Origin of the sequence: Streptomyces bacillaris, assembly GCF_003268675.1 — a bacterium.
In the GTDB taxonomy this organism is placed as follows: Bacteria; Actinomycetota; Actinomycetes; order Streptomycetales; family Streptomycetaceae; genus Streptomyces; species Streptomyces bacillaris.
Genome location: NZ_CP029378.1, coordinates 4439161 through 4464320 on the forward strand (window position 1 = coordinate 4439161; position 25160 = coordinate 4464320).

Genomic DNA, 25160 nt, shown 5'->3' on the forward strand with positions numbered 1-25160 from the left:
GGCTACCCTAGTCAAAGTTGAATAGGAAGGGGTGGGCGCCATGTCCGCGATCCGGCTGCTGGTCCTCGGCGCTGTGCGGATGCACGGCCGCGCGCACGGCTACCAGGTCCGCAACGACCTGGAGTACTGGGGCGCCCACGAGTGGTCCAACGCCAAGCCCGGCTCGATCTACCACGCCCTGAAGCAGATGGCGAAGCAGGGACTGCTCCTCGCGCACGAGACGGCCCCCTCCACCGCCGGTGGCCCGCCGCGCACCGAGTACGAGGTCACCGAGGAGGGGCTCGCGGAGTACCGCACCCTCCTGCGTGACGCGATCCGCTCGTACGACCAGAACCTCGACGTCCTCTCGGCGGCGATCGGGTTCATCGTCGACCTGCCCCGCGACGAGGCGGTCGCGCTGCTCAAGGAGCGGGTGGAGGGCATCAAGGAGTGGCGGGACTCGGTCACCGAGTACTACACGCCCGAGGAGGGCCCCGAATCCCTCGGCCACATCGGCGAGATCATGAACCTGTGGGTGCACTCGGCCGACGCGGGCGCGGAGTGGACCCGGGGGCTGATCGAGCGGATCGAGGGCGGCGCGTACACCTTCGCGGGCGAGGGCGACCCGTTCGTCGGGGTGCTGGCCGAGGGCGAGGAGAACCCGTACGCGACGGGGGTCCCGGACCCCGGGGACGACAGCTAATCAAGTTTGACGAATGGGCCGGACCGGTTTACTTTTGAGCCGCTAGTCAAGTTTGACTACGAGGCTGCGGAAGGGTGGCGGGGAACGTGACCGAGGCGATCGTCCTGGACGGTGTCCACAAGAGGTACGGGGAAAAACGCGCCCTCGACGGGCTGGACCTCACGGTCGGCGCGGGCACCGTCCACGCGGTGCTCGGCCCCAACGGGGCGGGCAAGACCACCGCCGTACGGATCATGTCGACGCTGCTGCGCCCCGACGCGGGCCGGGTCACGGTGGCCGGGTTCGACGTCCGCGAGCGGGCCTCCGACGTACGGCGCAGGATCGGCCTGCTCGGGCAGCACGCGGCGGTGGACGAGCAACTCGGCGGACGGCAGAACCTGGAGATGTTCGGGCGGCTGTACCACCTGGGCGCACGCCGGGCGGGCAGCCGGGCCGACGAACTCCTGGCGCGGTTCGGGCTCGCGGACACCGGCCGCAAGGCGGTCAAGCAGTACAGCGGCGGGATGCGCCGACGGCTCGACCTGGCCGCCTCGCTGATCACCGAACCGGCCGTCCTCTTCCTGGACGAGCCCACGACCGGCCTCGACCCGCGCGGCCGGGCCGAGGTCTGGGACGCCGTACGGTCCCTGGTCGGCGGCGGCACCACCGTCCTGCTGACCACGCAGTATCTGGATGAGGCGGACCAACTGGCCGACCGGATCTCCCTGATCGACGGGGGCAGGGTCGCCGCGGAGGGCACCTCCGACCAGCTCAAGGCGCTCGTCGGCGGCGACCGGATCGACATCGTCCTGCGCGACGCCACCCGCCTGGCGGAGGCGGCCGCGCTCCTGGGCCCCGGGGACCCGGCGCTCGACCCGGACCGCCGGCTGCTCAGCGCCCCCGCCCCGGACCGGATGGCGGCGCTCACGCGGGCGGTCCGGGCGCTCCAGGAGGCGGGCATCGAGGCGGAGGACATCGCGGTGCGCCGCCCGACGCTGGACGAGGTGTTCCTGTCCCTGACGGGCAGGCCCGCCGGTGAACGTACGGCGCACGGGACGGCCGGACGTACGGAGGACGGGGCCGGCGGACGTACGGCGCACGGAACGGCCGGACGTACGGCCCACGGGACGGAGGCGGCGGCATGAGCACGACGACGGCGTACGGCGACAGCGCGAAGGCGACCCCGACCGCACCCGCGGAACAGGGCGGCGGCGGTGGCGGCAGTCGCCTGGCCTGGGCCCTGGCCGACTCCTGGACGATGACCCGCCGCGAACTCGCCCACTGGGCCCGGCAGCCGGTCGAGGTGGTCGTGGGCCTGGCCTTCCCGGTGATGCTGCTCCTGATGTTCACGTACCTGGTCGGCGGCGGCCGGGGCGTGGACGGCGACCCCACCGAGTTCCTGGTCCCCGGGATGCTCGCGCTGACCATGGCCTTCGGCCTGGAGAGCACGATGTTCGCGGTCACCCAGGACCTGAACAAGGGCGTCATCGACCGGTTCCGCGCCCTGCCGATGGTCCCGGGCGCGGTCCTGGTCGGCCGGAGCGCCGCGGACATGCTCCAGTCGGTGGCCGCGCTCGCCGTGATGACCGGGGTCGGTCACGCGGTCGGCTGGCGCTGGCACAACGGGGCCGCGTCGGCGCTGGCCGCGGTGGGGCTGCTGCTCCTGCTCCGGTTCGCGATGCTCTGGGTCGGCATCCACCTGGCCATGGTGGCGGGCCGCCCCGAGCTGGTCACGGCGGTCCAGATCCTGGTCTGGCCGGTCGGCTTCCTCTCCAACGTCTTCGCCACCCCGGCGTCGATGCCGGGGTGGCTGGGCGCGGTGGTCGAGTGGAACCCGATGTCCGCCACCGCCACCGCCGTACGGGAGTTGTTCGGCAACCCGGGCGGCGCCACCGGCTCCTGGGCCGCCGAGCACGCCCAACTCCTTTCGGTCCTCTGGCCGTTGGCGATCATCGCGGTGTTCTTCCCGCTGGCGGTGGGGAAGTTCGCCCGGCTCAGCCGCTAGCCACGGGGTGTCAGTGGTGGAATGCCGTCCGGGCCGCCCGGTCATGGCTCAACGGATGCTTCTGCGAACGTAGTTCGGGGAGCAGCAGCTTCAGGTCCTCGATCAGCAGGGCGGCCAGGTCGGAGGAGAAGCCGTTGCGGCAGACCACCCGCAGCACCGACAGGTCCTGGCGGTTGGCGGGGAAGGTGTAGGCCGGGACCAGCCACCCGTGCTCGCGCAGCCGGCGGGAGACGTCGAAGACGTCGTACGCGTGGACGTCCGGGTTCGTCGTGAAGGCGAAGACCGGCAGCTCGTCGCCCCGGGTGAGGAGCCGGAAGTCGCCCAGCTCCGCCACCGACCGGGCGAGCCCGCAGGCCACGTCCCGGGCGGACTGCTGGACCGCCCGGTAGCCGTCGCGCCCGAGGCGCAGGAACGTGTAGTACTGCGCGACCACCTGCGCCCCGGGCCGCGAGAAGTTCAGCGCGAAGGTCGGCATGTCGCCGCCCAGGTAGTTGACCCGGAAGACCAGCTCCTCCGGCAGCTCGTCCGACGTACGCCACAGGGCCCAGCCGACCCCCGGGTAGACCAGCCCGTACTTGTGGCCCGAGGTGTTGATCGACGAGACGCGCGGCAGCCGGAAGTCCCACTTCAGCTCCGGGTCCAGGAAGGGCGCCACCATCCCGCCCGAGGCCCCGTCGACATGGACGGGGATGTCGAGGCCGGTGCGCTCCTGGAGGGCGTCCAGGGCCGCGCACAGGTCCGCGATGGGCTCGTAGGAGCCGTCGAAGGTGGAGCCCAGGATCCCGACGACCCCGATGGTGTTCTCGTCGCACAGCTCGGCGGCGGCCTGCGGGTCGAGATGGAAGCGCTCGCCGTCCATCGGGACCTGACGGGCCTCCACCTCCCAGAAGTTGCAGAACTTCTCCCAGCAGACCTGCACGTTGACGCCCATCACCAGATTGGGCCGGGCGGTCGCCGGATAGCGGTCCGCGTTCCGCTTGGCCCAGCGGCGCTTGAGGGCGAGCCCGGCCAGCATGCACGCCTCGCTCGACCCGGTGGTCGAACACCCCACGGCGGTCGCCGGATCGGGCGCGTTCCACAGGTCCGCGAGCATCGCCACGCACCGCCGCTCCAGCTCTGCTGTGCGCGGGTACTCGTCCTTGTCGATCATGTTCTTGTCCTGGCACTCACCCATCAGCACCCCGGCCTGGGGCTCCATCCAGGTGGTGACGAAGGTGGCCAGGTTGAGCCGGGAGTTGCCGTCGAGCATCAGCTCGTCATGGACCAGCCGGTACGCCGTCAGGGGCGACAGCGGCCCGTCCGGGAGCTTGTGCCGGGGCGGCGCGGTGGTCATCGCCGCCGTCGGGTCGGCCTCGCCGTAGAAGGGGTTGAGGGCGAGCCGGCGCCGCTCCTCGGAGTGTTCGTCCCGCTGCGGCTGGGCGCCTCGGTGGAGCGGCATGGGGCAGTCCTCTTCCTCGGTCGGCTTCGGTTTCTCAGCTCTCGGCGGCGAGCCCGGCCTTCAGCGCCCGGGTGAACTTCACGACGCGCTCCGCCTGCACCCGGGCGGCGGTCAGGGTCACGTCACCGACCGGGATGTCGCCCTGCCCGGACACGTGCGAGGTGCCGTACGGATTGCCGTCGACGAACTTCGACGGGTCGGTGTACCCGGGGGCGACGAGGATGCCGCCGAAGTGGTGGATCGTGTTGTACAGCGCGAGCAGCGTGGACTCCTGGCCGCCGTGGGCGGTGGAGCTGGCGGTGAAGCCGCTGTAGACCTTGTCGGCCAGCTGCCCGGACTGCCAGAGCCCGCCGAGCGTGTCGATGAACTGCTTGAGCTGCGCGGTGACGTTCCCGTACCGGGTCGGCGTACCGAAGATCACCGCGTCCGCCCAGACCATGTCGTCCGGCGAGACCTCGGGGACGGAGGCGGTCGCCTCCGCGTTGGCAGCCCACGCCGGGTTGGAGTCGATGGCCGCCTGCGGGGCGAGTTCCGCCGCCTTGCGCAGCCGCACCTGCGCCCCGGCCCGCTCCGCGTCCTCGGCGATGGCCCGGGCGATCGTGGCGATGGTGCCGGTGGACGAGTAGTAGATGACGGCGACGTTGACGGGCGTGGACATGCGGGGACCTCCGTCGGAGCAGCGACAGCGCTGCGCATGCGTACATTTCGGTACGCATCAGACGATACGGAGGTTCGCGAGGTCCGGCGCGCCGGACGGAGCCACCCCGCTTCCGTACGTGTGCGTCTTCCCCATCCCGTACGCGTACGTGGGGCTCGGGGCCTCACCGCAGCGCCCGGCCCTCCCCGTCCAGCTGCATCTGGGCCCGCCCGGTCACCAGCAGCCAGGCCGGCAGGGTGGCGGCGCAGAGCAGCGGCAGCACGGACGCGTCGCTGACCAGCACCGCCGCCGTGAACAGGCTCACCCACCCCTGCCGGGTCACCGCGAGCAGCACGCCCAGCACCCCGCAGGAGACGGCGAGCGCCGGCGGTACGGCCCCGACCAGAGCGTGGGCGCAGAGCCCGAGCGCCACCCCCGCGAAGACCGCCGGGAAGATCCGCCCGCCCCGGAAGCCGCAGGTGGCCGCCACCACCAGCGCGGCCGTCTTCACCACCGCCATCACCGCGAACTCCCCGGCCGACCACCCGTCCGGGTCCCCGGCGATCTCCTTGACCTCGTCCAGCCCCTTGAAGAGGGTGAGATGGCCGCCCAGCGCCCCGAGCAGCCCCAGCACCAGCCCGCCGAGCGTCAGCGCGAGCACCGGGTACCGCAGCGCCCGGAAGGCCCGGTGCGCCCACGGGAACGCGTACACCGCCAGCAGGCCGAGCACCGCGCCCGCCGAGGCGATCAGGAGGGCGGCGAGGAGGTCGCCCAAGTGCGGGCCCGAGTAGGCGGGGAGCGAGAGGTCGAAGCTGGGTTCCGCGATCAGCGACATGGTCAGCGCACCGGCCGTACCGGCCGCGAGCGGGGCGAACAGCCGGTCCCAGAACGCCCCGGGGCCCGGCTGCGAGGCCAGCGTCTCGGAGAGGATCAGCGCGGCGGCGATCGGCGTGCCGAAGAGCGCCCCGATCGTCCCGGCCGCCGCGAGCGCCACCCACAGCTCGGCCGGTGCGCCGGGCGCGGCCCGTCGGCCGAGCCAGTAGGCGAGCGCGATGTTGGCGGCGGTGATCGGGTTCTCCGGCCCGAGGCTCACCCCGCCCGCCAGCGCGAGCACGGTCACCAGGAGCAGCCCGGGAACGACGCCGGGCCGCATCGGGGCGTCCACCAGCCCGGTGGTGGCCGGGTCGGGCCCGCCGTGCCCGGGGACGGCCCGCAGGACCAGGCCCACCGCGAGGCCGGTCGCGGTGAGCATGACGATCATCCAGAGCGAGGAGAACCGCCCCACGCCGAGCGCGTCGGGCAGGGTCTCCCAGAGCACGTCCTGAAGCCGCTCGGCCAGCAGGCTGACCCCCAGCAGGATCAGCGCGCACACCACGCCGACGGCGATCGCGGGCGCCACGAGCAGCGCCAGCCGCCGGGCGGGGGCGGCGGCGGGGTGCGGGGGAGCGGGGGACGGGGGCGCGGAGGGTTCAGGGGCAGCCACCGGCTCACCATAGATTCACAAGGTTCGCGAACCGGTCATAACGCCTCGACGGCGGCCCGGATGGCGCCACGTCACACCGACCCGCTCCCCGCCGTCGGCACGCCGAACCGCTTCCCGCCGTCACGCCGAGCGGCTCCCGTGGCCGCCCCCGCTGCCCCCGGGGCTCACACCTTGCTGATCACCGCCGCCGTCCCGTACGCGCAGACCTCCGTCCCCACGTCCGCCGCCTCCGTGACGTCGAACCGCATCATGAGCACCGCGTTGGCGCCGCGCGCCCGCGCCTGCTCCACCAGCCGCTCCATGGCCTGGTTGCGGGTCTCGACCAGGGTCTTGGTCAGCCCCTTCAGCTCGCCGCCGATCATCGACTTCAGCCCGGCGCCGATCTGGCTCCCGAGGTGGCGCGACCGTACGGTCAGTCCGAAGACCTCACCGATGACCTGCGTCACCTGGTAACCCGGTACGTCGTTCGTGGTGACGACCAGCACGTCCGCCTGCGCGGTCTGCCCGCCGCCGAACTCCTCAATGCCCATGTTTGTGGCACCTCCTGGGATCAGCTTCGGCCTGCTCTGTACGATGCGCATCCCCGCTGTGCGCCACAGGAACCAAAGGCGTTCATCGGGCGTCGGTAGCTTTGGTCGCCACGCGCCCCCGCCGCCCCCTTCACCCTGGAGACCCGAACCTTGAACACGCTCGCCCTCGGACCGAGTTGGCTGGACCCGGACTATCTGCTCAACACGTTCGGCCTTCCCGGCCTCCTGCTCATCGTCTTCGCCGAGTCCGGACTCCTGATCGGCTTCTTCCTTCCCGGCGACTCCCTGCTCTTCACCACGGGTCTGCTGGTCACCACCGGGCAGCTGAAGTACCCGCTCTGGCTCGTCTGCACCCTGATCGCCATCGCCGCGATCCTCGGTGACCAGGTGGGCTATCTCTTCGGCCGCAAGGTCGGCCCGGCCCTCTTCAAGCGCCCGGACTCCCGCCTCTTCAAGCAGGAGAACGTGGAGAAGGCCCACGTCTTCTTCGAGAAGCACGGCCCGAAGTCCCTGGTCCTGGCCCGCTTCGTGCCCATCGTGCGTACGTTCACGCCGATCATCGCGGGCGTCTCCCGGATGAACTACCGCCTGTTCGTGATCTACAACATCGTGGGCGCGCTGCTCTGGGGCGTGGGCGTCACCGTGCTCGGCGCGATGCTCGGCAAGATCGACTTCGTGCACGAGCACATCGAGAAGATCCTCATCCTGATCGTGCTGATCTCCGTGCTGCCGATCGCGGTCGAGGTCCTGAGGGCCCGCCGCCAGAGCAAGAAGGCCGCCGGGGTTGACGAGCCGACCGGCCCCGTAGGGGCCGGTCGGTGAGGATCCTGTCTCAGGGGCGCGGCCGACCTGGCTCAGCCGCGCCTGGAGCCGGAGGAGACGCGCGCATGTCGGCCGCGCTTCGGCGCGGGGGGAACCGGCTCCGCCTTCCTGCTCTGCGCCCGGTGTTCCACCACCAGAACAGCGATCACCACGGCGGCCCCGAGCGCGAACAGGGCGCAGGTCAGGCCGACCGAGCCGCTGGGCGCCTGCAGGCCGCGGTCCTGGTCCTGCCACGGCCACAACGCACGCAGTGAGCCTGCCATCAGACCGGTCATGACGACCAGCGTCATGTGGTGGTAGTTCGCCAGCAGCCACTTGAGCAGCTTGACGAAGAGTGCGAGCCCGGCCGCACAGCCCAGGGCGAAGGCGGCGAGATAGCCGAAGTCACGCTCGTTGACGGCTTCGATCGTCGGCTCGTACAGACCCATGGTCAGCAACAGGAACGAGCCGGAGATACCGGGAAGCACCAGGGCGCAGATCGCGATCGAACCGGCCAGCGCGACCACCACGGGATGGGTCGGCATCTCGCCGGGCGGCAGCCCCGTCAGGGCGAAGGCACCCAGTGCGACGATCACGCAGAGCGCGTAGTTCCCGACGGTCCAGCGCTTGCCGGAGCCTGAGTACGGCACCCACAGAGAGGCGAGCACCAGGCCGAAGAACAGGGCGTACGCGTACTGGGGGTGCTCCTCGACCAACGGTGCGATCAGTTTGGCCGCGAGTACCAGTGCCACCGCCATGCCCACCAGGAGCGGAAGCAGGACGGCCCAGTCGACGTTCCTCAGCTCGGCCCTGGCGCGCACTGCCCCGCGGCCGCGAGGCAGGTCGGACGCGCCCATGCGCAGCGCGCTGGTGATGTGGCCGGCGCCGTCGATCAGCTTCTCGTACACGCCGGTGATCAGCGCGACGGTGCCACCGCTGACACCGGGGACGGCCTCCGCGGTGCCGATGAGAGCGCCGCGGAAGGCGTTGAAGACGTGGTGGCCGGATGGCTTCGCCATGATCTCCTGTTTCGGCTGTCGGCTGTCGGCCCTGATGCGGCTCTCGGCCTTGAGGGGAGCAGGCGACCATCCTAGGCGGCGCGCCGCCCAGGCCTACGAGGGAGGGGTCGGCGGGCGGGACGGAGGTGACCGCCTCCTCCTCAGAACCCCCGGGTCCGCTTCGCCGCCCGGCGGCGCTCCCCGCCGACCGCCCCCGGCGCCCCCATGAACAGCCGGGAGATCTCGCTCCCCAGGTTCACCCCGATCGCGATGGCCAGCGCCGTCGCGACCGCCGTGGACAGCGAGGTCAGCCCCCGGGTGATGTCGTTCTGGGCCACGCCCAGCAGACCGAAGTACGTGGCCGAACCGGGCAGCAGCGGACCGATCGCCGCCGTGATGTACGGCAGCGAGGAAGTGAACCGGTAGCGGGAGAAGAGCTGGCCGAACAGGCCCACCAGGCCGGCCGCCGCCGCCGTCGCCGCGACCGGCGAGATCCCCCCGGTCCGGGCCATCGCCCCGAAGATGATCCAGGCCACCCCGCCGTTCAGGGTCACCGCCAGCACCGTCGAGCGCTCCTGCTGGAGCAGGACCGCGAAGGCCAGGCTCAGCCCCATCGAGGCCAGGATCTGGAGCGCCGGCTCGTTGTACGGGGTGAACTGCGCCTCCGGGTTGAGCTGGGCGCCCAGCTGCACCCCCAGGTACAGGACGATCAGCACGCCCGCGACGATGCCGATGAAGAAGTACATGACCTCGAGCAGCCGGGCCGCGGCGGTGATGTAGTAGCCGGTCAGCCCGTCCTGCACGCCCGCCACCAGCGCCCGCCCGGGCAGCAGCGCGAAGAGCCCACCGGTGATCACCGCGGAGGGCCGGACGTCCGTGGAGTGGGTCAGCGTCAGCGCCACCCCCAGCGCGGCGGGCGGCATCGCGGCCACCGTGAACTGGTAGAACTCCGGCAGCCCGCGCCCGGCGCACAGCCACGCCAGCCGGTCGCCGAGCATCGCGCCCGCCGCCGCCACGAGGAAGACCAGCACCCCACCGCCGACCAGCACGGAGGCCGAACCGGCCAGCAGCCCGGCGGCCGCCGTCAGCACCCAGCCGGGGTACGGGTGCCGGTTCCTGCGGATCTCCGCCAGCCGCCGGTAGGCCTCCTCCAGGGAGACCTCGGTGTCCTCGCTGGTGATGTCGTCCACCAGCCGGAAGACCGCCGCCAGCCGGGTGTAGTCGGTGCCCCGGCGGCGTACGGTACGGCTCGCCGTCACCGGGTCGTCGACCAGCGACGGCTGGTGCGAGATGGACAGCAGGGTGAAGGTGACCGTCGGCTCGCTGCGGTCCAGCCCGTACGAACGGGTCACCGCGAACATCGCCGCCTCGACGTCCTCGGCCCCCTCACCGCCCGCCAGCAGCAGCTCCCCGATACGGAGGGTCAGGTCGAGCACGCGCGGCACGGCGGGGCCCGTGTCGTCGTCCGTGCGCTGGATCGACTCCGGGGCCGGGCGCTCGGTCACCGGCATCCGCAGCATCGTGCGCATCCGGTCCTGCCAGGGCGCCTCCTTGGTCAGCTTGACCATCGGAATGCCCTGCGCCGGGGTGAACGCGGGCGGCGCCTGCTGGGCCCGGTAGGTGCTCGGCGGGGTGAAAGCGGAACCCAGCGTGTCCGACTGGGAGCCGCCCCCGGACCCGCCGCCGGAACCCTGCGTACCGCCCGGCTCGGGGTGCACCCCGGTCGGGATCGCGAACTCCGAGGTCGGATGGTCCTCCTCGGGCGGCGGCACCGGCTGCATGGTCCCGGCAGGCGGGGCGAAAGCGCTCCGTGCCTCGTCGGACTGGGGCTTCTGGTCCTCCGGACCGCCCGATTCCGCCACCACTCGACCTCGTTCCTCCTCGGCTGTCTCTCCGGGCGCACGTCTGCCCAGTATGGCCACGGACATGGCCACCGCATGACGGGCGGGGGCGGACACGGGAACGGGCGGCACACCCGTGAAGGTGTGCCGCCCGTTCCCGTACGGCCGTCCGGCTCACGAACGGAACCGGAAGAGGGACGTCAGTGCTTGCCGCCCTGGGCCTCGAGACGCTTGTACGAGGCCTCGATCTCGGCCTCCGCCTCGGCGCGGCCGACCCAGTCGGCGCCCTCGACGGACTTGCCCGGCTCCAGGTCCTTGTAGACCTCGAAGAAGTGCTGGATCTCCAGGCGGTCGAACTCCGACACGTGGTGGATGTCGCGCAGGTGCTCCACGCGCGGGTCGGACGCCGGGACGCACAGCAGCTTGTCGTCGCCGCCGGCCTCGTCCGTCATCCGGAACATGCCGATGGCGCGGCAGGTGATGAGGCAGCCGGGGAAGGTCGGCTCGTCCAGGATGACCAGCGCGTCCAGCGGGTCGCCGTCCTCGCCGAGGGTGTTCTCGACGAAGCCGTAGTCGGCCGGGTAGCTGGTCGAGGTGAAGAGTCGACGGTCCAGGCGGATCCGACCGGTCTCGTGGTCCACCTCGTACTTGTTCCGCGAACCCTTCGGGATCTCGATGGTGACGTCGAACTCCACGGGTGGCTCCTCCATGATCAACACATACGACTGGTGGTTAAGTGTCCCCCACGCAGAAGAGTGCTCGCGAAAGGGGCTGGTCAACGGTGGCCGAGCCGGTGGAAGAACCGTCGAACCGCCCGTCGGACCCGTGGGGCCGGATCAAGAACCTGAAGAGCAAGCGCAACGGGTCCAACACCTGGCAGGTCGTCGCAGGCTCCGCCGTGCTCGGCCTGGTCGTGGCCACCGGCGCCGTCCTCGCCGCCGGTCCCTGGGACAACGGTCAGCGTAAGGCCGAGCGGCAGCTCGCAGCCGCCGAGCACCCCACAGGTGGCGTACATCACGGTCGCAGGCTCCCCGGCGCCCCCGAACCGGCCCCCAGCGCCCCCGCCGTCCTCGGCGCGCTCGACACCGTCACCCGTTCCGCCCCGCAGGATCCCGCGAGTCTGCGCACCGCCCTCGCCCCGCTCATCGCCGCACCCGAACTCGGCACCCAGGTCGCCGCCTCCGTCGTCGACACCGCCACCGGCGAGCAGTTGTACGGACGCGGCGCGGCCACCCCGATGACCCCGGCCTCCACCGTCAAGATCGCCACCGCCACCGCCGCGCTCTCCGCCCTCGGCCCCGACCACCGCATCGCCACCACCGTCCGGCTCTCCGAGGACGGCCGCACCCTCACCCTCGTCGGCGGCGGCGACCCCACCCTGGACACCGCCGCCCTGCGCTCGCTCGCCACCACCGCCGCCAAGGCCCTGGGCGGTGACGGCGAGGACCCCGTACGGCTCGCCTACGACACCTCCCGCTACACCGGACCCGTACGCCACCCCATCGGGAAGAACCCCAACATCGCGCCCGTCACGGCCCTGATGGTCGACGAGGGCCGGCTCAACGACAGCGACCGCGGGCCCGCCGACCGCAGCAAGGACCCGGCCGGGGACGCCGCCCGCGCCTTCGCCGCCGAGCTGACGGCGGCGGGCGTCACGGTCGGGGGCGAGCCCCGCGCGGCCCGTCCGGCCGCCGGAGCCCGTACCGTCGCCACCCACCGTTCCGCCCCGCTCTCCGCCCTCGTCGAGCGCACCCTCACCAACAGCGACAACGACATCGCGGAGGCGCTCGCCCGGCAGACCGCCATCGCCAAGGGCGAGAGCGCCGACTTCGCGGGCGCCCGCCGGGCCGTCACCACCGAACTCAAGAAGCTCCGGGTGCCGACCGCCGGAGCCCGCCTCGCGGACGGCAGCGGACTCGACCGCCAGGGCCGGGTCACCCCGGCCCTCCTCACCACGCTCCTCGCCCGCGCCGCCGACCCCGAGCGGCCCGGACTGCGCCCCGTCCTCACCGGCCTCCCCGTCGCCGGCTTCACCGGCACCCTCAGCACCCGCTACCGGGACACCACCGGCACCCCCGGCCTGATCCGCGCCAAGACCGGCACCCTCACCGGCGTCAATTCCCTCGCCGGAACCGTCGTCGACCCGCAGGGCCGGTTGCTCGCCTTCGCCTTCCTCGCCTCCGGCTCCACCGTGCCCGCCGACGCCGAAGCCGCCCTCGACGCCCTGGCCGCCGCACTCACCGGCGCGGGCGGCACGGCGGGCTGAGGCCGGACGATCCCGGGTGCCGGGGGAGCGCCCGGCACCCGAAGAGCCGCTCAACACCCCACCACCGGGCGACCCCCTCACGTACGGTTGACGCATGACGAGCATCGGTGGTGCAGAGATGGTCGACTGGAACCTCGCGGTCGCGACCGCGACCCGACTGGTCCGGCCCGGACCCGAGATCAGCCGCGAGGACGCCCGAGCCGTCGTCGCGGAGCTGCGTCGGCACGCCAAGGCCTCCGAGGAGCACGTCCGCGCCTTCACCCGGATGATCCCCGAGGGGACCGAACCGGAGGACACCCCCGTCCTGGTCGTCGACCGGGCCGGCTGGATCAAGGCCAACGTCGCGGGCTTCCGCGAACTGCTCCGCCCGCTGCTCGCCAAGATGGAGAGCCGCCGCCCGGGCGGACCCGGCGGAGCCGTCCTCGGCGCGGTCGGCGGCAAGGTCACCGGCGTCGAGCTGGGCATGCTGCTCTCGTTCCTCGCCTCCCGGATCCTCGGCCAGTACGAGACCTTCGCCCCCGCCACCCGGGAGCTGCCCGGCTCCGCCGACGGCGGCGGACGGCTGCTCCTGGTCGCCCCGAACATCGTCCACGTCGAGCGGGAACTCGACGTCGACCCGCACGACTTCCGGCTCTGGGTCGCCCTCCACGAGGAGACCCACCGCACCCAGTTCACCGGCGTCCCCTGGCTCCGCGACCACCTCCAGGGCGAGATCCAGACGTTCCTGGACGAGACCGACGTCGACCCGATGACCTTCCTGGAGCGGCTCCGCGAGGCCGCCCAGTCCCTCTCCGGCGCGGGCCGCCCCGAGGGCGAGAAGGGCGAGGACGGCGGACGCAGCCTCGTCGACGTCGTCCAGACCCCCGCCCAGCGCGAGGTCCTCGGCCGCCTCACCGCCGTCATGTCCCTCCTCGAAGGCCACGCGGACTACGTGATGGACGGCGTCGGCCCCGAGGTCGTCGGCTCCGTCGCCGAGATCCGCGAGAAGTTCCAGAGGCGCCGCGCCCAGGGCGCCGGCCGGCTCGACCAGGCGCTGCGCAAGCTGCTCGGTCTGGACGCCAAGCTCCGCCAGTACAAGGACGGCGAGAAGTTCGTACGATCGGTCGTCGACGAGGTCGGCATGGACGGCTTCAACCGCGTCTGGACCTCGCCCAACACCCTCCCCACCAAGGCGGAGATCGCCAAACCCGCGGAGTGGGTCGCAAGGGTGCACCGCAAGGCGGAATCGTGACCCTTTTCCGGCCCACGTCCGGGAATCTGCCCTTCAATCACCCATCCGAGGGACCATGAGGGCATGGGAAGGCGTGCAATGCTCGATGAACAGCTTGCCTCTGTCACCATCGACGCACTCTGAGTGACGGGACTCACGCGTTCCGGCGCTCGGCGCTCCTCCCGAAACTCCACGAAGGGCACCGGACATGGGTCCCCATCCTGCGGTCGCGGCGATACGCCTGGCGGTCCGCCGCGTACTCCACGACGTCCTCACCGAATTCCACCGCCACGACGGCCACGGCGCTCCCGCCCAGGAGCCCCGGCGCACCACCGCGTCCGCCCCGGCCGCCGCCCCCGCTACGCCGAGGCCGGCACGGCGGGCAGCCCCGCCCTCTCGGACCGGCCCGCCTTCCCCGACCGGCCCGCTCTCTCCGACCGGCCGGCCGCCCCGCTGGTCCTCGTCGCCTGCTCCGGCGGCGCCGACTCCATGGCGCTCGCCTCGGCCCTCGCCTTCGAGGCCCGCAAGCTCGGCGTCCGGGCCGGCGGCATCACCGTCGACCACAACCTCCAGCCGGGATCCGGCCTCCGCGCCGCCGAGGTCGTCACCCGGCTCGCCGCCATGGACCTCGACCCCGTCGAGGCCGTCGCCGTGCACGTCGGACGCGAGGGCGGCCCCGAGGCCGCCGCCCGCGACGCCCGCTACGCCGCGCTGGACGCCGCCGCCGAGCGCCACGGAGCCGCCGCCGTGCTCCTCGGCCACACCCGCGACGACCAGGCCGAGACCGTCCTCCTCGGCCTCGCCCGCGGCTCCGGCATCCGCTCGCTCTCCGGCATGGCCGCCGCATCCGGACCGGCCGGCCGCTACCGCCGCCCCTTCCTCCAGCTCGACCGGCAGACCGCCCGCAAGGCCTGCCTGGTCCAGTCGATCCCCGTCTGGGACGACCCGCACAACATCGACCCCGCCTACACCCGCTCCCGCCTCCGCCACGAGGGCCTGCCCGCCCTGGAGAAGGCGCTCGGCAAGGGCGTCGTCGAAGCCCTCGCCCGGACGGCCCAGCTCTCCCGCGACGACGCCGACGCCCTCGACACCTGGGCCGCCGAGGCGGAGCGCTCCGTACGCGACGAGACCGGCCAGCTGGAGTGCGCCAAGCTCTACGTCCTGCCGCCCGCCGTGCGCCGCCGGGTGCTGCGCCGGGCCGTCATCGAGGCCGGGGCGCCGGCCGGCTCCCTCTTCGCCCGCCACCTCGAAGAAGTCGACCGCCTGATCACCGGCTGGCGCGGCCAGCGGGCCATCAACCTGCCCGGCCGCGTCGAGGCCCGGCGGCAGGGTGGCAGACTGGTCATTCGGCAGAGCTGACGCGCGAGCGGCACAAACGCAGGCGAACAGCCGGGCCGGGCCCCGGGGGGCGCACCCCCGGGGCCCGGCAGGCAAGAAAGAGACGCGGGTGAACGAGAAGGACATGGGCAACGACCTCCAGTCGGTGCTCCTCACCAAGGAAGAGATCGACGCGAAGCTCGTCGAGCTGGCCGCGAAGATCGACGCGGAGTACGCGGGCAAGGACCTGCTGATCGTCGGCGTCCTCAAGGGCGCGGTGATGGTCATGGCGGACCTGGCGCGCGCGCTGTCCACCCCCGTCACGATGGACTGGATGGCCGTCTCGTCGTACGGGGCGGGCACCCAGTCCTCCGGTGTCGTGCGGATCCTCAAGGACCTGGACACCGACATCAAGGGCAAGCACGTCCTGATCGTCGAGGACATCATCGACTCCGGCCTGACGCTGTCCTGGCTGCTGTCCAACCTGGGCTCCCGGGAGCCGGCGTCGCTGGAGGTCTGCACCCTGCTGCGCAAGCCGGACGCCGCCAAGGTCGCCATCGACGTGAAGTGGATCGGCTTCGACATCCCCAACGAGTTCGTCGTCGGCTACGGGCTGGACTACGCGGAGAAGTACCGCAACCTCCCCTTCGTCGGCACGCTCGCCCCGCACGTCTACGGCGGCTGACCGCCGGGGAACCCTTGCGGCCCGCGAGCCGTTGAAGCTGCGAAAGCGGGTTTCTCCGCCGCACGCAGCGGTCGCGGGCCTCCATGCTGGGGTACCGTCCGAAGAGCACTCTTTTCAAGCAGGGCTTTCACACACAGCAGCATTTACCTACGGGCAGGAGGGACGGGGCGTCTTCGCTCCGTATGGATGGACGTGAAGCGATACTTCCGTGGGCCGGTCATGTGGATCGTGCTGGCCGTCCTCGCCGTGGTCGTGTTGATGCAGGTCGTCGGCTCGTCGGGCGGCTACAAGACGGTGGACACCGCCAAGGTGATCCAGGCGATCAGCAAGGACCAGGTGGAGCAGGCCAAGCTGACCACCGGTGACGAACAAATCCTCAAGATCGAGCTGAAGAAGGGCCAGAAGCTGGCCGGCGAGTCCGGCACCAAGTTCCAGGCGAGCTACATCGGCAACCAGGGCGTCCAGCTCGCCGACACGCTCCAGCAGAAGTTCGAGGCGGGTGACATCGAGAAGGGTTACACCGTCTCGCCGTCGAAGCAGTCGCCCTTCATCTCGATCCTCCTCTCGCTGCTGCCCTTCGTCCTGATCGTCGTCGTCTTCCTGTTCCTGATGAATCAGATGCAGGGCGGCGGCTCCAAGGTCATGCAGTTCGGCAAGTCCAAGGCCAAGCTGATCACCAAGGACACCCCGAAGACGACCTTCGCCGATGTGGCGGGGTCCGAGGAGGCCGTGCAGGAGCTCCACGAGATCAAGGAGTTCCTCCAGGAGCCGGCGAAGTTCCAGGCCGTCGGCGCCAAGATCCCCAAGGGCGTCCTGCTCTACGGGCCGCCCGGTACGGGCAAGACGCTGCTCGCCCGCGCCGTCGCCGGCGAGGCCGGGGTGCCGTTCTACTCGATCTCCGGTTCCGACTTCGTCGAGATGTTCGTCGGTGTCGGTGCCTCCCGGGTCCGCGACCTCTTCGAGCAGGCCAAGGCGAACGCCCCGGCGATCGTCTTCGTCGACGAGATCGACGCCGTCGGCCGCCACCGCGGCGCCGGCATGGGCGGCGGTCACGACGAGCGCGAGCAGACGCTCAACCAGCTGCTCGTCGAGATGGACGGGTTCGACGTGAAGGGCGGGGTCATCCTGATCGCCGCCACGAACCGCCCGGACATCCTCGACCCCGCACTCCTGCGCCCGGGCCGCTTCGACCGGCAGATCGCCGTCGACCGCCCCGACATGCAGGGCCGTCTGGAGATCCTCAAGGTCCACCAGAAGGGCAAGCCCGTCGCGAAGGACGTCGACCTCGGCGCCGTCGCCCGCCGCACGCCCGGCTTCACCGGTGCCGACCTGTCGAACGTGCTGAACGAGGCCGCGCTCCTGACGGCGCGCAGCGACAAGAAGCTCATCGACAACGAGAGCCTCGACGAGGCCATCGACCGGGTCGTGGCCGGTCCGCAGAAGCGGACCCGGATCATGTCCGAGAGGGAGAAGAAGATCACCGCGTACCACGAGGGCGGACACGCCCTGGTCGCGGCGGCCTCTCCCCAGTCGGACCCGGTCCACAAGATCACGATCCTCTCCCGTGGCCGCGCCCTCGGTTACACGATGGTGCTCCCGGAGGAGGACAAGTACTCCACGACCCGCAACGAGATGCTCGACCAGCTCGCGTACATGCTGGGCGGGCGCGCGGCCGAGGAGCTGGTCTTCCACGACCCGACCACCGGCGCCGCCAACGACATCGAGAAGGCCACGGCGACGGCCCGCGCGATGGTCACGCAGTACGGCATGACGGAGCGGCTCGGCGCGATCAAGTTCGGCGGCGACAACTCGGAGCCCTTCCTGGGCCGCGAGATGGGCCACCAGCGCGACTACTCGGAAGAGGTCGCCGCGCTGGTCGACGAAGAGGTCAAGAAGCTCATCGAGACCGCCCACAACGACGCGTGGGAGATCCTCGTCGAGAACCGGGACATCCTCGACGCCCTCGTGCTGGAGCTCCTGGAGAAGGAGACGCTCAACAAGGAGGAGATCGCGGAGATCTTCGCCCCGATCGTCAAGCGTCCCGCCCGCCCGGCGTGGACCGGCTCCGCCCGGCGCACCCCGTCGACGCGGCCCCCGGTCCTCTCTCCCAAGGAGCTGGCCCTCACCAACGGCGCCTCCACCGCCAACGGCTCGGCCACCCCGCCGGAGATCGCCCCGACGACGGACCTCACCAAGGACATCACTCCCACCCCGGAGTCGCTCCCCGAGGACCGCCCCGAGAGCTAGCCCCCTCCTTCTCTCTGCTGAGACCTCCGTCACGGAGGCCCCACCAGGCCCGGAATGGATGCCGCGCCCCCCAGGTTTTAGCCTGTGGGGGCGCGGCTTTTCCGTATGCCTGCGATGTCCACGTGCGAACCGCGCACGGGGCAGCACAGAGGAACGAGGCACAGATGACCGACCCGGTGACGCTGGACGGCCAGGGATCGATCGGCGAATTCGACGAGAAGCGGGCCGAGGCGGCCGTACGTGAACTCCTCATCGCCGTCGGCGAGGACCCGGACCGCGAGGGCCTGAGGGAGACACCGGGGCGGGTGGCGCGAGCGTACAAGGAGATATTCGCGGGCCTGTACCAGCAGCCCGAGGATGTGCTGACGACCACGTTCGACCTGGGCCACGACGAGATGGTGCTGGTCAAGGACATCGAGGTGTTCAGCACCTGTGAGCACCATCTGGTGCCGTTCAGGGGCGTCGCGCACGTCGGTTACATCCCGGCGACCACCGGCAAGATCACCGGCCTGTCCAAGCTGGCCCGCCTGGTCGACGTCTACGCCCGCCGCCCGCAGGTCCAGGAGCGGTTGACGACCCAGATCGCCGAGTCCCTCATGACGATCCTGGAGCCGCGCGGCGTCATCGTCGTCATCGAGTGCGAGCACATGTGCATGTCCATGCGCGGTATCCGCAAGCCCGGCGCGAAGACCCTGACCTCGGCCGTACGCGGCCAGCTCCGCGACCCCGCGACGCGCGCCGAGGCGATGAGCCTCATCATGGCGAACTGACCCGCCTCGCAGCGCCTCCGGAACCCCCATCGACCGACGACGGCACGAGCCCGGCCCGCTCTACGCGGCCGCCGCCCCCGTGCCGTCGTGGTCGTTGTCGCCGTTCTCGGGGAGGCGGCAGACGCGTTCCAGGAAGAAGGCGGCGGCGATGACGCCGATGCCCGCCACCACCGCCGCGCCGGCGTAGATGGCCTGGTCGCGGCGGGGCGGTACGTCGAGGAAGGAGAGCAGGAAGACGCCCGTGCCGCCGTACATCCCGGCGACCAGGGCGGTGACCAGGGCGCTCGCCTGGCCGAAGACGACCGCTCGCGCGGCCATCAGGGGTTCGACGCCCTTGGCGCCGGGGCGGCGTTCGCGCTGGGCGCGGAGGCGGGCGCGGAGGGAGAGGGCGGTGGCCAGGAGGATCACCGCGATCACGGCGAGCACGATGGAGGCGGCCAGCGGGACGCTCGGGAGCGTGCCGAGGGAGTCCCAGAGGCGGGCGCCGCCCCAGGAGAGGACACCGGCGGCGGCGAAGAGGCCCACCAGCACCCCGAGCCGTAGTTGCTTCACCGCGTGAGCCGCCCTTCGTCGCCTGTCCGCCTGTTGCCTGCTGTTGTTCCAGCTCGTGCCCGTCGAGCCTAACGATTACTCAGGCAGGCGCAGTTCCAGGTCGGCGCGGTGCTGGACGCCTTCGCGGCCGACGCCCGCGAGGAGGTCGGCGACCGGGCCGGCGCCGGGGAGCTGGGCCTCGGGGTCCATGTCGTGCCAGGGGGCGAGGACGAAGGCCCGCTCGTGGGCGCGGGGGTGGGGGAGGGTGAGCACCGGGTCGTCGGAGAGGACGTCGGCGTACGACACGATGTCGACGTCGATCGTGCGCGGGCCCCACCGCTCCTCGCGGACCCGGTCGAAGGCCTCCTCGACGGCCTGGCCGCGCTCCAGCAGGGAGGCCGGGGGCAGCGTGGTCTTCACGAGGATGACCGCGTTGAAGTACGACGGCTGGGAGTCCGGGGCGACGCCCCAGGGCTCCGTCTCGTAGACCGGGGAGACGGCCTTGACCCGCAGGCCCGGGGTGTCCTCCAGCGCGTCCACGGCGCCCTGGAGGGTCTCCAGCCGGTTGCCCAGGTTGGAGCCGAGGGCGATCACGGCCATCTTGGGGTTGGAGAGGGTGATGTCGGCGGCGTCCACCTGCTTGACGACGGCGGTGGGCACCGGCTGTACGGTCGGGTCGCTCTGCCCCTCCGTGGAAAACGCGGTCATGCTCGGCTCCGGGTGATGGTGATGGTCACGTCGTCGAAGGGGACGGTGATCGGTGCGTCCGGCTTGTGCACCACGACCTCGACCTCCTGGACCCCTTCGTGCTTCAGGCACCGCTGGGCGATGCGCTCGGCGAGCGTCTCGATCAGATCGACCGGCTCGCCCGTCACCACCTCGACGACCTCCTCGGCCACCACGCCGTAGTGCACGGTGCGGGCCAGGTCGTCGGTGGCTGCCGCGGGGCGGGTGTCGAGGCCGAGCACCAGGTCGACGATGAAGGTCTGGCCCTCTTCCCGCTCCTTGGGGAAGACGCCGTGGTGCCCACGGGCCTTGAGGCCGCGCAGCGCGACACGATCCACGCGAATCACTCCTGCTGTCGTTGGTCCAAGGGCGTCCGGCCGCGTGCGGGCGACGGGACGCTCCTTCCGAATCTACCCGCGCGCACCGACAGCCCTGCTCCGCGGGGGCCGCGGACGGGCCCCTCAGGGGGTGATACCCGCCGGACGGAGTGCGCACCTGTGCGAGTGAACCCGGTCTTCACCGCGGGTGCCGCGTGGGAGGCATACAGCAGTTCGACCCGGTGCCGACGGAGGCGCGCCGACGCGCCGACGGCATGACGGAGGTCTGATGAGGCGGAATTCGATGTCTCCCGGCAGGGGACGGTTGCTGGGTGCGGCGGTCGCTCTCGCGCTCGCGGTGACGGCGTCCGGCGGGGCGGCGGTGGCGGCGGGGCCGCCGACGGGGTCCGGGCAGGTGACCCGGGCGGCACTCGCGGAGTGCCCGCCGGGCCCGGTGTGGGCCAACACCGGCGGCGCCGACCCGCAGCTGGTGCAGTACAGCCCCGACGAGGACGTCCTGTCCTCCGCGCCGCTCGCCCGTGACTACGGCGACATCGCGTTCAGCCCGGACGGGTCGACGTTGTACGGGGTCAACTTCCCCGGGGCCGACATGACCACGCTCTGCACCATCGACACCGTCACCGGTGCCGAGACGGCGTCGGTGCCGGTCACCGGCCCGCTCGACGATCTGCGGGTGTCGCAGGGGAACTCCGCCGTCAACGGTCTGACCGCGCGGGCGGACGGCACGCTGATCGCCGGTTCCTTCGTCTCCGAGCAGATCTTCCTGATCGACCCGGCCACCGGGGTGAGCAGCCTGTACCCCGCCTCGTTCCCCGCCGGGTTCGTCTCGGCCGGTGACTTCCCGACGCTCGACGACGGGGACGTCCTGGCCTTCGCCACGGCGGCGGGTTCGGCCGCCGGCGATCCGTCGGCGGTCTTCCGCATCCATCCGGACAACACCGTCACGCAGATCGGCACCGTGCCGCAGGTCTTCGGCGGGGCCCTCTCGGGCGGCAGCGTGTACGGCTTCGTCTCGAACGGGGACATCTACCGGCTCACCGACGGGCCGACGGAGGCCTCGACCGCCCTGCTGCCCGTCACGGTGGTCGAGGCGACCGGCAACGGCTTCTACGGCGCGACGGCCGTTCAGGACGCCGGGGAGTGCCCCGAGCCCTCGTACGCGGTCGAGGAATCGGCCTCGTCCGCCGGGCCGGTGAACGCCGGCGACACCCTCACGTACACGGTGACCGTGGTCAGCACCAGCACGCTGACGGTCAACGGCGACTTCACCGACGATCTGGCCGGGATCCTGGACGACGGCCAGGTGGTGCCCGGTTCGGTCACCGCGTCGACCAGCGGCGATCTCTTCGCCGAGAAGCCGCTGACCGTGCCCGGCGTCCCCGGCCTCCCGGCCTGGAACCGCTGAGCCGCCGGCCATCAGGTCAGGAGGACGGCTCCTCGTCGTCCTCCTCGCCGGTCTCCGCCAGGACGGGCGAGCCGTGGTGCGACCAGAGCTTCCAGCCGTCGGGGGTGCGCCGGAACACGTTCGTGGCGACCACCAGCTGGCCGACCAGCGGGCCCAGGGCGTCGCCGTCCTCGGCGGGGCCGCCGCTGAGGATGTTCTCGGTGCAGGTCACCAGGGCGGTGTCGCCGGTCATGGCGATGTTGACGTCGGTGAGGAAGAACTGGATGTACTCGGTGTTCGCCATGATCAGCGCATAGCTGCGGAGCACGTCGCCCCGGCCCGTGAGCACCGGCCACCCCGGGTGGACGCAGGAGACGGTGAGGTCCTCGCCCGGCAGCCAGAGGCCGGAGAGGGCCTCGTGGTCACCGCGCTCCACCGCCTCGTAGAACGCGGTGTTGGCCGCCTCCACCTCCGCGATGTCGGCGGCGGCCCGTGCGTGCTCCTCGTTCACGCGGCTCCCTCGACGGCGCGGGCGACCCGTACGGCGTCGGCGGTGGCCCCCACCTCGTGGACCCGGACCGCCCAGGCCCCGGCCCGGGCGGCGAGGGCGGAGACGGCCGCGGTCGCCGCGTCCCGTTCGCGGGCGGGCGGCGGGGTGGCGCCGGGCCCGGCCAGCACATGGCCGAGGAACCGTTTGCGGGAGGCGGCCACCAGGAGGGGCCGGCCCAGCGCGTGCAGCTCCTCCAGGCGCGCGACGAGGGCCAGGTCGTGCGGGGCCAGCTTCGCGAAGCCGAGACCCGGGTCGATCACCACCCGGTCCGGGTCGAGTCCGCCCGCGACCACCGCGTCCATCCGCTGCCGCAGCTCCGCGAGGACCTCGGCGACCACGTCCTCGTACACCGCGAGGCTGTTCATCGACTCACTGAAGCCGCGCCAGTGCATCACCACGAACGGCACCCCGGCGGCGGCGACGGCCGGGACCATGTCCGGGTCCGCGAGGCCGCCGCTCACGTCGTTGACCAGGACGGCCCCGGCGGCGACGGCCTGTTCCGCGACCCGGGCGCGCATGGTGTCCACGGAGACGGTGACGCCCTCGGAGGCGAGCCCCTTCACGACCGGGATGACCCGCCGCAGCTCCTCGGACTCGTCCACCCGGGTGGCGCCCGGCCGGGTCGACTCACCGCCGACGTCGACCAGGTCGGCGCCCTCGGAGACCAGGTCGAGGCCGTGCTTGACCGCGACCGTCGTGTCGAACCAGCGGCCCCCGTCGGAGAAGGAGTCGGGCGTCACGTTGACGACGCCCATGACCGCACAGCGGTCCCACCCCGGCAGCCCTCGGACCGTGCCCCGCGCGCGTGTCGTACTCATGCCACCAGCGTAGGCGCCTGTCCGGCCCGCCCGTCACGCAGCGCGTACCTCGTGCTCCTGGGCCGTACGCGGTGTGTGACCGCAGGGGCGCTGAGCGCGCGGGCGGAACGGGCGGGGCAGCGAGAAGTTGACGAACCCCTCCGCCTGCATCGCCGCGATCCCGATCCGGGGCAGGTCCCGGCTGGAGCGGAAGACCATGAAGCGCGGCTCCCAGCGCGGCCGGAACTTGGCGTTGAACTTGTACAGCGACTCGATCTGGAACCAGCGCGAGAGGAAGATCAGCAGCCCGCGCCAGCAGCGCAGCACCGGTCCCGCGCCGAGCCGCTCGCCGCGGGCCAGGGCCGAGCGGAACATCGCGAAGTTCAGCGAGACCTGCTTGACGCCGAGCTTCCCGGCGGCCTGGAGCGAGGCGACGATCAGCAGCTCGTTCATGCCGGGGTCGGCCGAGCGGTCGCGACGCATCAGCTCCAGCGACATCCCGTCGCGCCCCCAGGGGACGAAGTGGAGGACCGCCTTCAGGTCGCCGTGCGGTCCCTCCTCGGAGCCGGGGAGGTGGGCGGTGGCGATCACGCAGTCGCCGTCGGCGGGGTCGCCGATCCGGCCGAGCGCCATGGAGAAGCCGCGCTCGGTGTCGGTGCCGCGCCAGTCGGCGGCGGCCCGGCGGATGCGCTCCAGCTCGGTGGCGCCGATGTCACGTGCCCGCCGGACCCGGGTCTCGTAGCCGTTGCGTTCGATGCGCCCCACCATCTGGCGCACGTTCCGCATGGCCCGCCCGGCGAGCGAGAAATCCGCGACGTCCACCACCGCCTCGTCGCCCAGCTCCAGGGCGGTGAGCCCGGTCTCGCGGGTCCAGACCTCGCCGCCGCGCTCGCTGCACCCCATCACGGCCGGGGTCCAGGAGTGCGCCTTCGCCTCGTCCATGAACCGCTCGATCGCGCCCGGCCAGGCCTCCACGTCGCCGATCGGGTCCCCGCCGGCCAGCATCACCCCGGAGACGACCCGGTAGCAGACGGCGGCCTTGCCGCTGGGGGAGAAGACGACGGCCTTGTCGCGGCGGAGCGCGAAGTGGCCGAGCGAGTCCCGCCCGCCGTGGGTGGCCAGCAGCGCCCGCAGCCGGCTCTCGTCGTCCTCGGTGAGCCGGGCGGCCGGGTGCTCGGGCCGGAAGGCCAGGTAGATCGTCGTGACGGCGGTGAGCAGGCCGAGCGCGCCCAGGGAGTACGCCACGGTCCAGCTGGTGCGCCCCGCGTAGTCGACCGGTCCCTCCACGCCGAACAGGCCGTACAGCACGTGCTGGAGCCGGTCCGCGATGGACGGGTCACCGACGACCCGGCCGGGGTGGACGGAGACGATGACCAGGCCGAGCGCCAGCGAAGAGGCCCCGAGCAGCACGAAGTTGGCCAGCGCCCGCCAGCGGCTGCGCGGGTCGGGCAGCGCGCGGAACTGGTCGCGGTGGCGGATCAGGAGCGCGCAGAGCGTCAGGGAGACCAGCACGCCGACGATCGAGTGGCGGTACGCGAACTGCGCCACGGCCCCCGCCGGGAGCAGCACCACCGCCGCCCGCCAGGCCCGCCGCTTGTGCCGCTTCAGCCCGTGCGCGAGCAGGAGCAGCAGGATGCCCGCGCTCAGCGAGAGCGCGGCGGCGAACGGGCCGAGCGCCCCGGGGAGCACCTCGGCCAGGGAGTGCATCCGGCTGTGCCGGAAGCGCGGGAAGACCCCGGCCGCGACGTCGATCAGCCCGACGACGGTGCAGGCGGTGCCGACGACCGTCGGTACGGATTCGGGGCGGGGCCCGCGCAGCAGCCGCCGCAGACGTGGTGGAACCGACACCGATTTATCCCCATCTACCGTGACAGACATCGCTTCCCGTGGCTCCAGATGAGATTGCAGAGATTCTTCGGTCCGTCGGCGTGGCCCTACGGACGAT

The 25160-nt window shown here is 72.0% G+C and carries 23 protein-coding genes and 1 pseudogene; 11 read left to right on the forward strand and 13 right to left on the reverse strand.

What is annotated here, in order from left to right; all coding sequences use genetic code 11:
* Positions 1-40 precede the first annotated feature (40 nt).
* From DJ476_RS19250 to DJ476_RS19260, 3 genes are all read left to right on the forward strand, one after another.
* Positions 41-682, forward strand: a complete 642-nt coding sequence (locus DJ476_RS19250) for a PadR family transcriptional regulator (RefSeq protein WP_103418008.1) — start codon at positions 41-43, stop codon at positions 680-682.
* A gap of 86 nt (positions 683-768) precedes the next feature.
* Positions 769-1806: an ATP-binding cassette domain-containing protein gene (locus DJ476_RS19255; protein WP_112492567.1), complete on the forward strand. Its 1038-nt coding sequence runs from the start codon at positions 769-771 to the stop codon at positions 1804-1806.
* On the forward strand, positions 1803-2666 hold the full coding sequence (locus DJ476_RS19260) for an ABC transporter permease (RefSeq protein ID WP_404827520.1): 864 nt from the start codon (positions 1803-1805) through the stop codon (positions 2664-2666). Before DJ476_RS19255 ends, DJ476_RS19260 begins: the two co-directional genes overlap by 4 nt.
* A gap of 10 nt (positions 2667-2676) precedes the next feature.
* Here the strand turns inward: DJ476_RS19260 and DJ476_RS19265 are convergent, their stop codons facing one another.
* The 4 genes from DJ476_RS19265 to DJ476_RS19280 all read right to left on the reverse strand — a co-directional run bounded on the left by DJ476_RS19265 (position 2677) and on the right by DJ476_RS19280 (position 6754).
* Positions 2677-4104 carry a glutamate decarboxylase gene (locus DJ476_RS19265; RefSeq protein WP_103418009.1) on the reverse strand — a complete coding sequence of 476 codons (1428 nt, stop codon included), beginning with the start codon at positions 4102-4104 and terminating at the stop codon, positions 2677-2679.
* Positions 4105-4138: 34 nt separating this feature from the next.
* Positions 4139-4762 carry an NAD(P)H:quinone oxidoreductase gene (wrbA, locus tag DJ476_RS19270; RefSeq protein WP_019762064.1) on the reverse strand — a complete coding sequence of 208 codons (624 nt, stop codon included), beginning with the start codon at positions 4760-4762 and terminating at the stop codon, positions 4139-4141.
* Positions 4763-4925: 163 nt separating this feature from the next.
* Positions 4926-6224, reverse strand: a complete 1299-nt coding sequence (locus DJ476_RS19275; protein WP_112491137.1) for an ion channel protein — start codon at positions 6222-6224, stop codon at positions 4926-4928.
* Positions 6225-6388: 164 nt separating this feature from the next.
* On the reverse strand, positions 6389-6754 hold the full coding sequence (locus DJ476_RS19280) for a YbjQ family protein (RefSeq protein WP_019762066.1): 366 nt from the start codon (positions 6752-6754) through the stop codon (positions 6389-6391).
* Between the two features lie 150 nt (positions 6755-6904).
* Here DJ476_RS19280 and DJ476_RS19285 point away from each other — a divergent pair, with 150 nt between their 5' ends.
* Positions 6905-7576, forward strand: coding sequence for a DedA family protein (locus DJ476_RS19285; RefSeq protein ID WP_103418011.1), 672 nt, complete (start codon positions 6905-6907; stop codon positions 7574-7576).
* A gap of 32 nt (positions 7577-7608) precedes the next feature.
* Here the strand turns inward: DJ476_RS19285 and DJ476_RS19290 are convergent, their stop codons facing one another.
* From DJ476_RS19290 to DJ476_RS19300, 3 genes are all read right to left on the reverse strand, one after another.
* Positions 7609-8574, reverse strand: coding sequence for a DUF368 domain-containing protein (locus DJ476_RS19290; protein WP_103418012.1), 966 nt, complete (start codon positions 8572-8574; stop codon positions 7609-7611).
* Between the two features lie 140 nt (positions 8575-8714).
* On the reverse strand, positions 8715-10418 hold the full coding sequence (locus tag DJ476_RS19295) for a threonine/serine exporter family protein (protein ID WP_103418013.1): 1704 nt from the start codon (positions 10416-10418) through the stop codon (positions 8715-8717).
* 176 nt (positions 10419-10594) lie between these two features.
* Positions 10595-11089 (reverse strand): inorganic diphosphatase, encoded by a 495-nt coding sequence (locus tag DJ476_RS19300; RefSeq protein ID WP_018489364.1) that lies wholly within the window; start codon positions 11087-11089, stop codon positions 10595-10597.
* A gap of 86 nt (positions 11090-11175) precedes the next feature.
* Between DJ476_RS19300 and dacB the strand changes: the two genes are divergently transcribed.
* The 6 genes and pseudogenes from dacB to folE all read left to right on the forward strand — a co-directional run bounded on the left by dacB (position 11176) and on the right by folE (position 18889).
* The gene (gene dacB, locus DJ476_RS19305; RefSeq protein WP_112491138.1) at positions 11176-12660 is read left to right on the forward strand and encodes a D-alanyl-D-alanine carboxypeptidase/D-alanyl-D-alanine endopeptidase; all 1485 of its coding nucleotides are present in this window, start codon (positions 11176-11178) and stop codon (positions 12658-12660) included.
* Positions 12661-12754: 94 nt separating this feature from the next.
* Complete coding sequence (locus tag DJ476_RS19310; RefSeq protein WP_103418015.1) at positions 12755-13891, forward strand: zinc-dependent metalloprotease; 1137 nt, start codon at positions 12755-12757, stop codon at positions 13889-13891.
* A 187-nt stretch (positions 13892-14078) separates the two neighbouring features.
* Positions 14079-15229 (forward strand): annotated as a pseudogene (gene tilS, locus DJ476_RS19315) (tRNA lysidine(34) synthetase TilS).
* Positions 15230-15332: 103 nt separating this feature from the next.
* Complete coding sequence (gene hpt / locus DJ476_RS19320) at positions 15333-15872, forward strand: hypoxanthine phosphoribosyltransferase (protein WP_070204534.1); 540 nt, start codon at positions 15333-15335, stop codon at positions 15870-15872.
* A gap of 186 nt (positions 15873-16058) precedes the next feature.
* Positions 16059-18119, forward strand: a complete 2061-nt coding sequence (gene ftsH, locus DJ476_RS19325; RefSeq protein WP_112491139.1) for an ATP-dependent zinc metalloprotease FtsH — start codon at positions 16059-16061, stop codon at positions 18117-18119.
* A 164-nt stretch (positions 18120-18283) separates the two neighbouring features.
* Complete coding sequence (gene folE, locus DJ476_RS19330; protein ID WP_019762419.1) at positions 18284-18889, forward strand: GTP cyclohydrolase I FolE; 606 nt, start codon at positions 18284-18286, stop codon at positions 18887-18889.
* A 60-nt stretch (positions 18890-18949) separates the two neighbouring features.
* On the opposite strand, the gene DJ476_RS19335 is transcribed toward folE, so the two are convergent.
* The 3 genes from DJ476_RS19335 to folB all read right to left on the reverse strand — a co-directional run bounded on the left by DJ476_RS19335 (position 18950) and on the right by folB (position 20484).
* Positions 18950-19441: a DUF3180 domain-containing protein gene (locus DJ476_RS19335; protein WP_029394957.1), complete on the reverse strand. Its 492-nt coding sequence runs from the start codon at positions 19439-19441 to the stop codon at positions 18950-18952.
* 75 nt (positions 19442-19516) lie between these two features.
* Positions 19517-20128: a 2-amino-4-hydroxy-6-hydroxymethyldihydropteridine diphosphokinase gene (folK, locus tag DJ476_RS19340; RefSeq protein ID WP_070204485.1), complete on the reverse strand. Its 612-nt coding sequence runs from the start codon at positions 20126-20128 to the stop codon at positions 19517-19519.
* Entirely contained in the window at positions 20125-20484 is a 360-nt protein-coding gene (gene folB / locus DJ476_RS19345; protein ID WP_019762424.1) for a dihydroneopterin aldolase, read from the reverse strand. Before folB ends, folK begins: the two co-directional genes overlap by 4 nt.
* 283 nt (positions 20485-20767) lie before the next feature.
* Between folB and DJ476_RS19350 the strand changes: the two genes are divergently transcribed.
* Positions 20768-21889, forward strand: coding sequence for a hypothetical protein (locus DJ476_RS19350; RefSeq protein ID WP_162638757.1), 1122 nt, complete (start codon positions 20768-20770; stop codon positions 21887-21889).
* 16 nt (positions 21890-21905) lie between these two features.
* Here the strand turns inward: DJ476_RS19350 and DJ476_RS19355 are convergent, their stop codons facing one another.
* Genes DJ476_RS19355 through DJ476_RS19365 form a run of 3 tightly spaced genes read right to left on the reverse strand, consistent with a single transcriptional unit; the run spans position 21906 to position 25093 of the window.
* A complete protein-coding gene (locus tag DJ476_RS19355) occupies positions 21906-22379 on the reverse strand; it encodes a nuclear transport factor 2 family protein (protein ID WP_103418020.1) in 474 nt (157 codons plus the stop codon).
* Positions 22376-23236, reverse strand: coding sequence for a dihydropteroate synthase (gene folP, locus DJ476_RS19360; protein WP_103418021.1), 861 nt, complete (start codon positions 23234-23236; stop codon positions 22376-22378). Before folP ends, DJ476_RS19355 begins: the two co-directional genes overlap by 4 nt.
* Positions 23237-23269: 33 nt before the next feature.
* Entirely contained in the window at positions 23270-25093 is a 1824-nt protein-coding gene (locus DJ476_RS19365; RefSeq protein ID WP_103418022.1) for a phosphatidylglycerol lysyltransferase domain-containing protein, read from the reverse strand.
* Between the last annotated feature and the right edge of the window lie 67 nt (positions 25094-25160).

Coding starts and splice junctions, on each gene's coding strand:
- DJ476_RS19250 (WP_103418008.1), top strand. CDS start 41: ATGTCCGCGATCCGGCTGCTGGTCCTCGGCGCTGTGCGGATGCACGGC.
- DJ476_RS19260 (WP_404827520.1), top strand. CDS start 1,803: ATGAGCACGACGACGGCGTACGGCGACAGCGCGAAGGCGACCCCGACC.
- DJ476_RS19265 (WP_103418009.1), bottom strand. CDS start 4,104: ATGCCGCTCCACCGAGGCGCCCAGCCGCAGCGGGACGAACACTCCGAG.
- wrbA (WP_019762064.1), bottom strand. CDS start 4,762: ATGTCCACGCCCGTCAACGTCGCCGTCATCTACTACTCGTCCACCGGC.
- DJ476_RS19280 (WP_019762066.1), bottom strand. CDS start 6,754: ATGGGCATTGAGGAGTTCGGCGGCGGGCAGACCGCGCAGGCGGACGTG.
- DJ476_RS19290 (WP_103418012.1), bottom strand. CDS start 8,574: ATGGCGAAGCCATCCGGCCACCACGTCTTCAACGCCTTCCGCGGCGCT.
- DJ476_RS19310 (WP_103418015.1), top strand. CDS start 12,755: ATGACGAGCATCGGTGGTGCAGAGATGGTCGACTGGAACCTCGCGGTC.
- hpt (WP_070204534.1), top strand. CDS start 15,333: ATGGGCAACGACCTCCAGTCGGTGCTCCTCACCAAGGAAGAGATCGAC.
- ftsH (WP_112491139.1), top strand. CDS start 16,059: ATGGACGTGAAGCGATACTTCCGTGGGCCGGTCATGTGGATCGTGCTG.
- folE (WP_019762419.1), top strand. CDS start 18,284: ATGACCGACCCGGTGACGCTGGACGGCCAGGGATCGATCGGCGAATTC.
- folK (WP_070204485.1), bottom strand. CDS start 20,128: ATGACCGCGTTTTCCACGGAGGGGCAGAGCGACCCGACCGTACAGCCG.
- DJ476_RS19350 (WP_162638757.1), top strand. CDS start 20,768: ATGTCTCCCGGCAGGGGACGGTTGCTGGGTGCGGCGGTCGCTCTCGCG.
- folP (WP_103418021.1), bottom strand. CDS start 23,236: ATGAGTACGACACGCGCGCGGGGCACGGTCCGAGGGCTGCCGGGGTGG.
- DJ476_RS19365 (WP_103418022.1), bottom strand. CDS start 25,093: ATGTCTGTCACGGTAGATGGGGATAAATCGGTGTCGGTTCCACCACGT.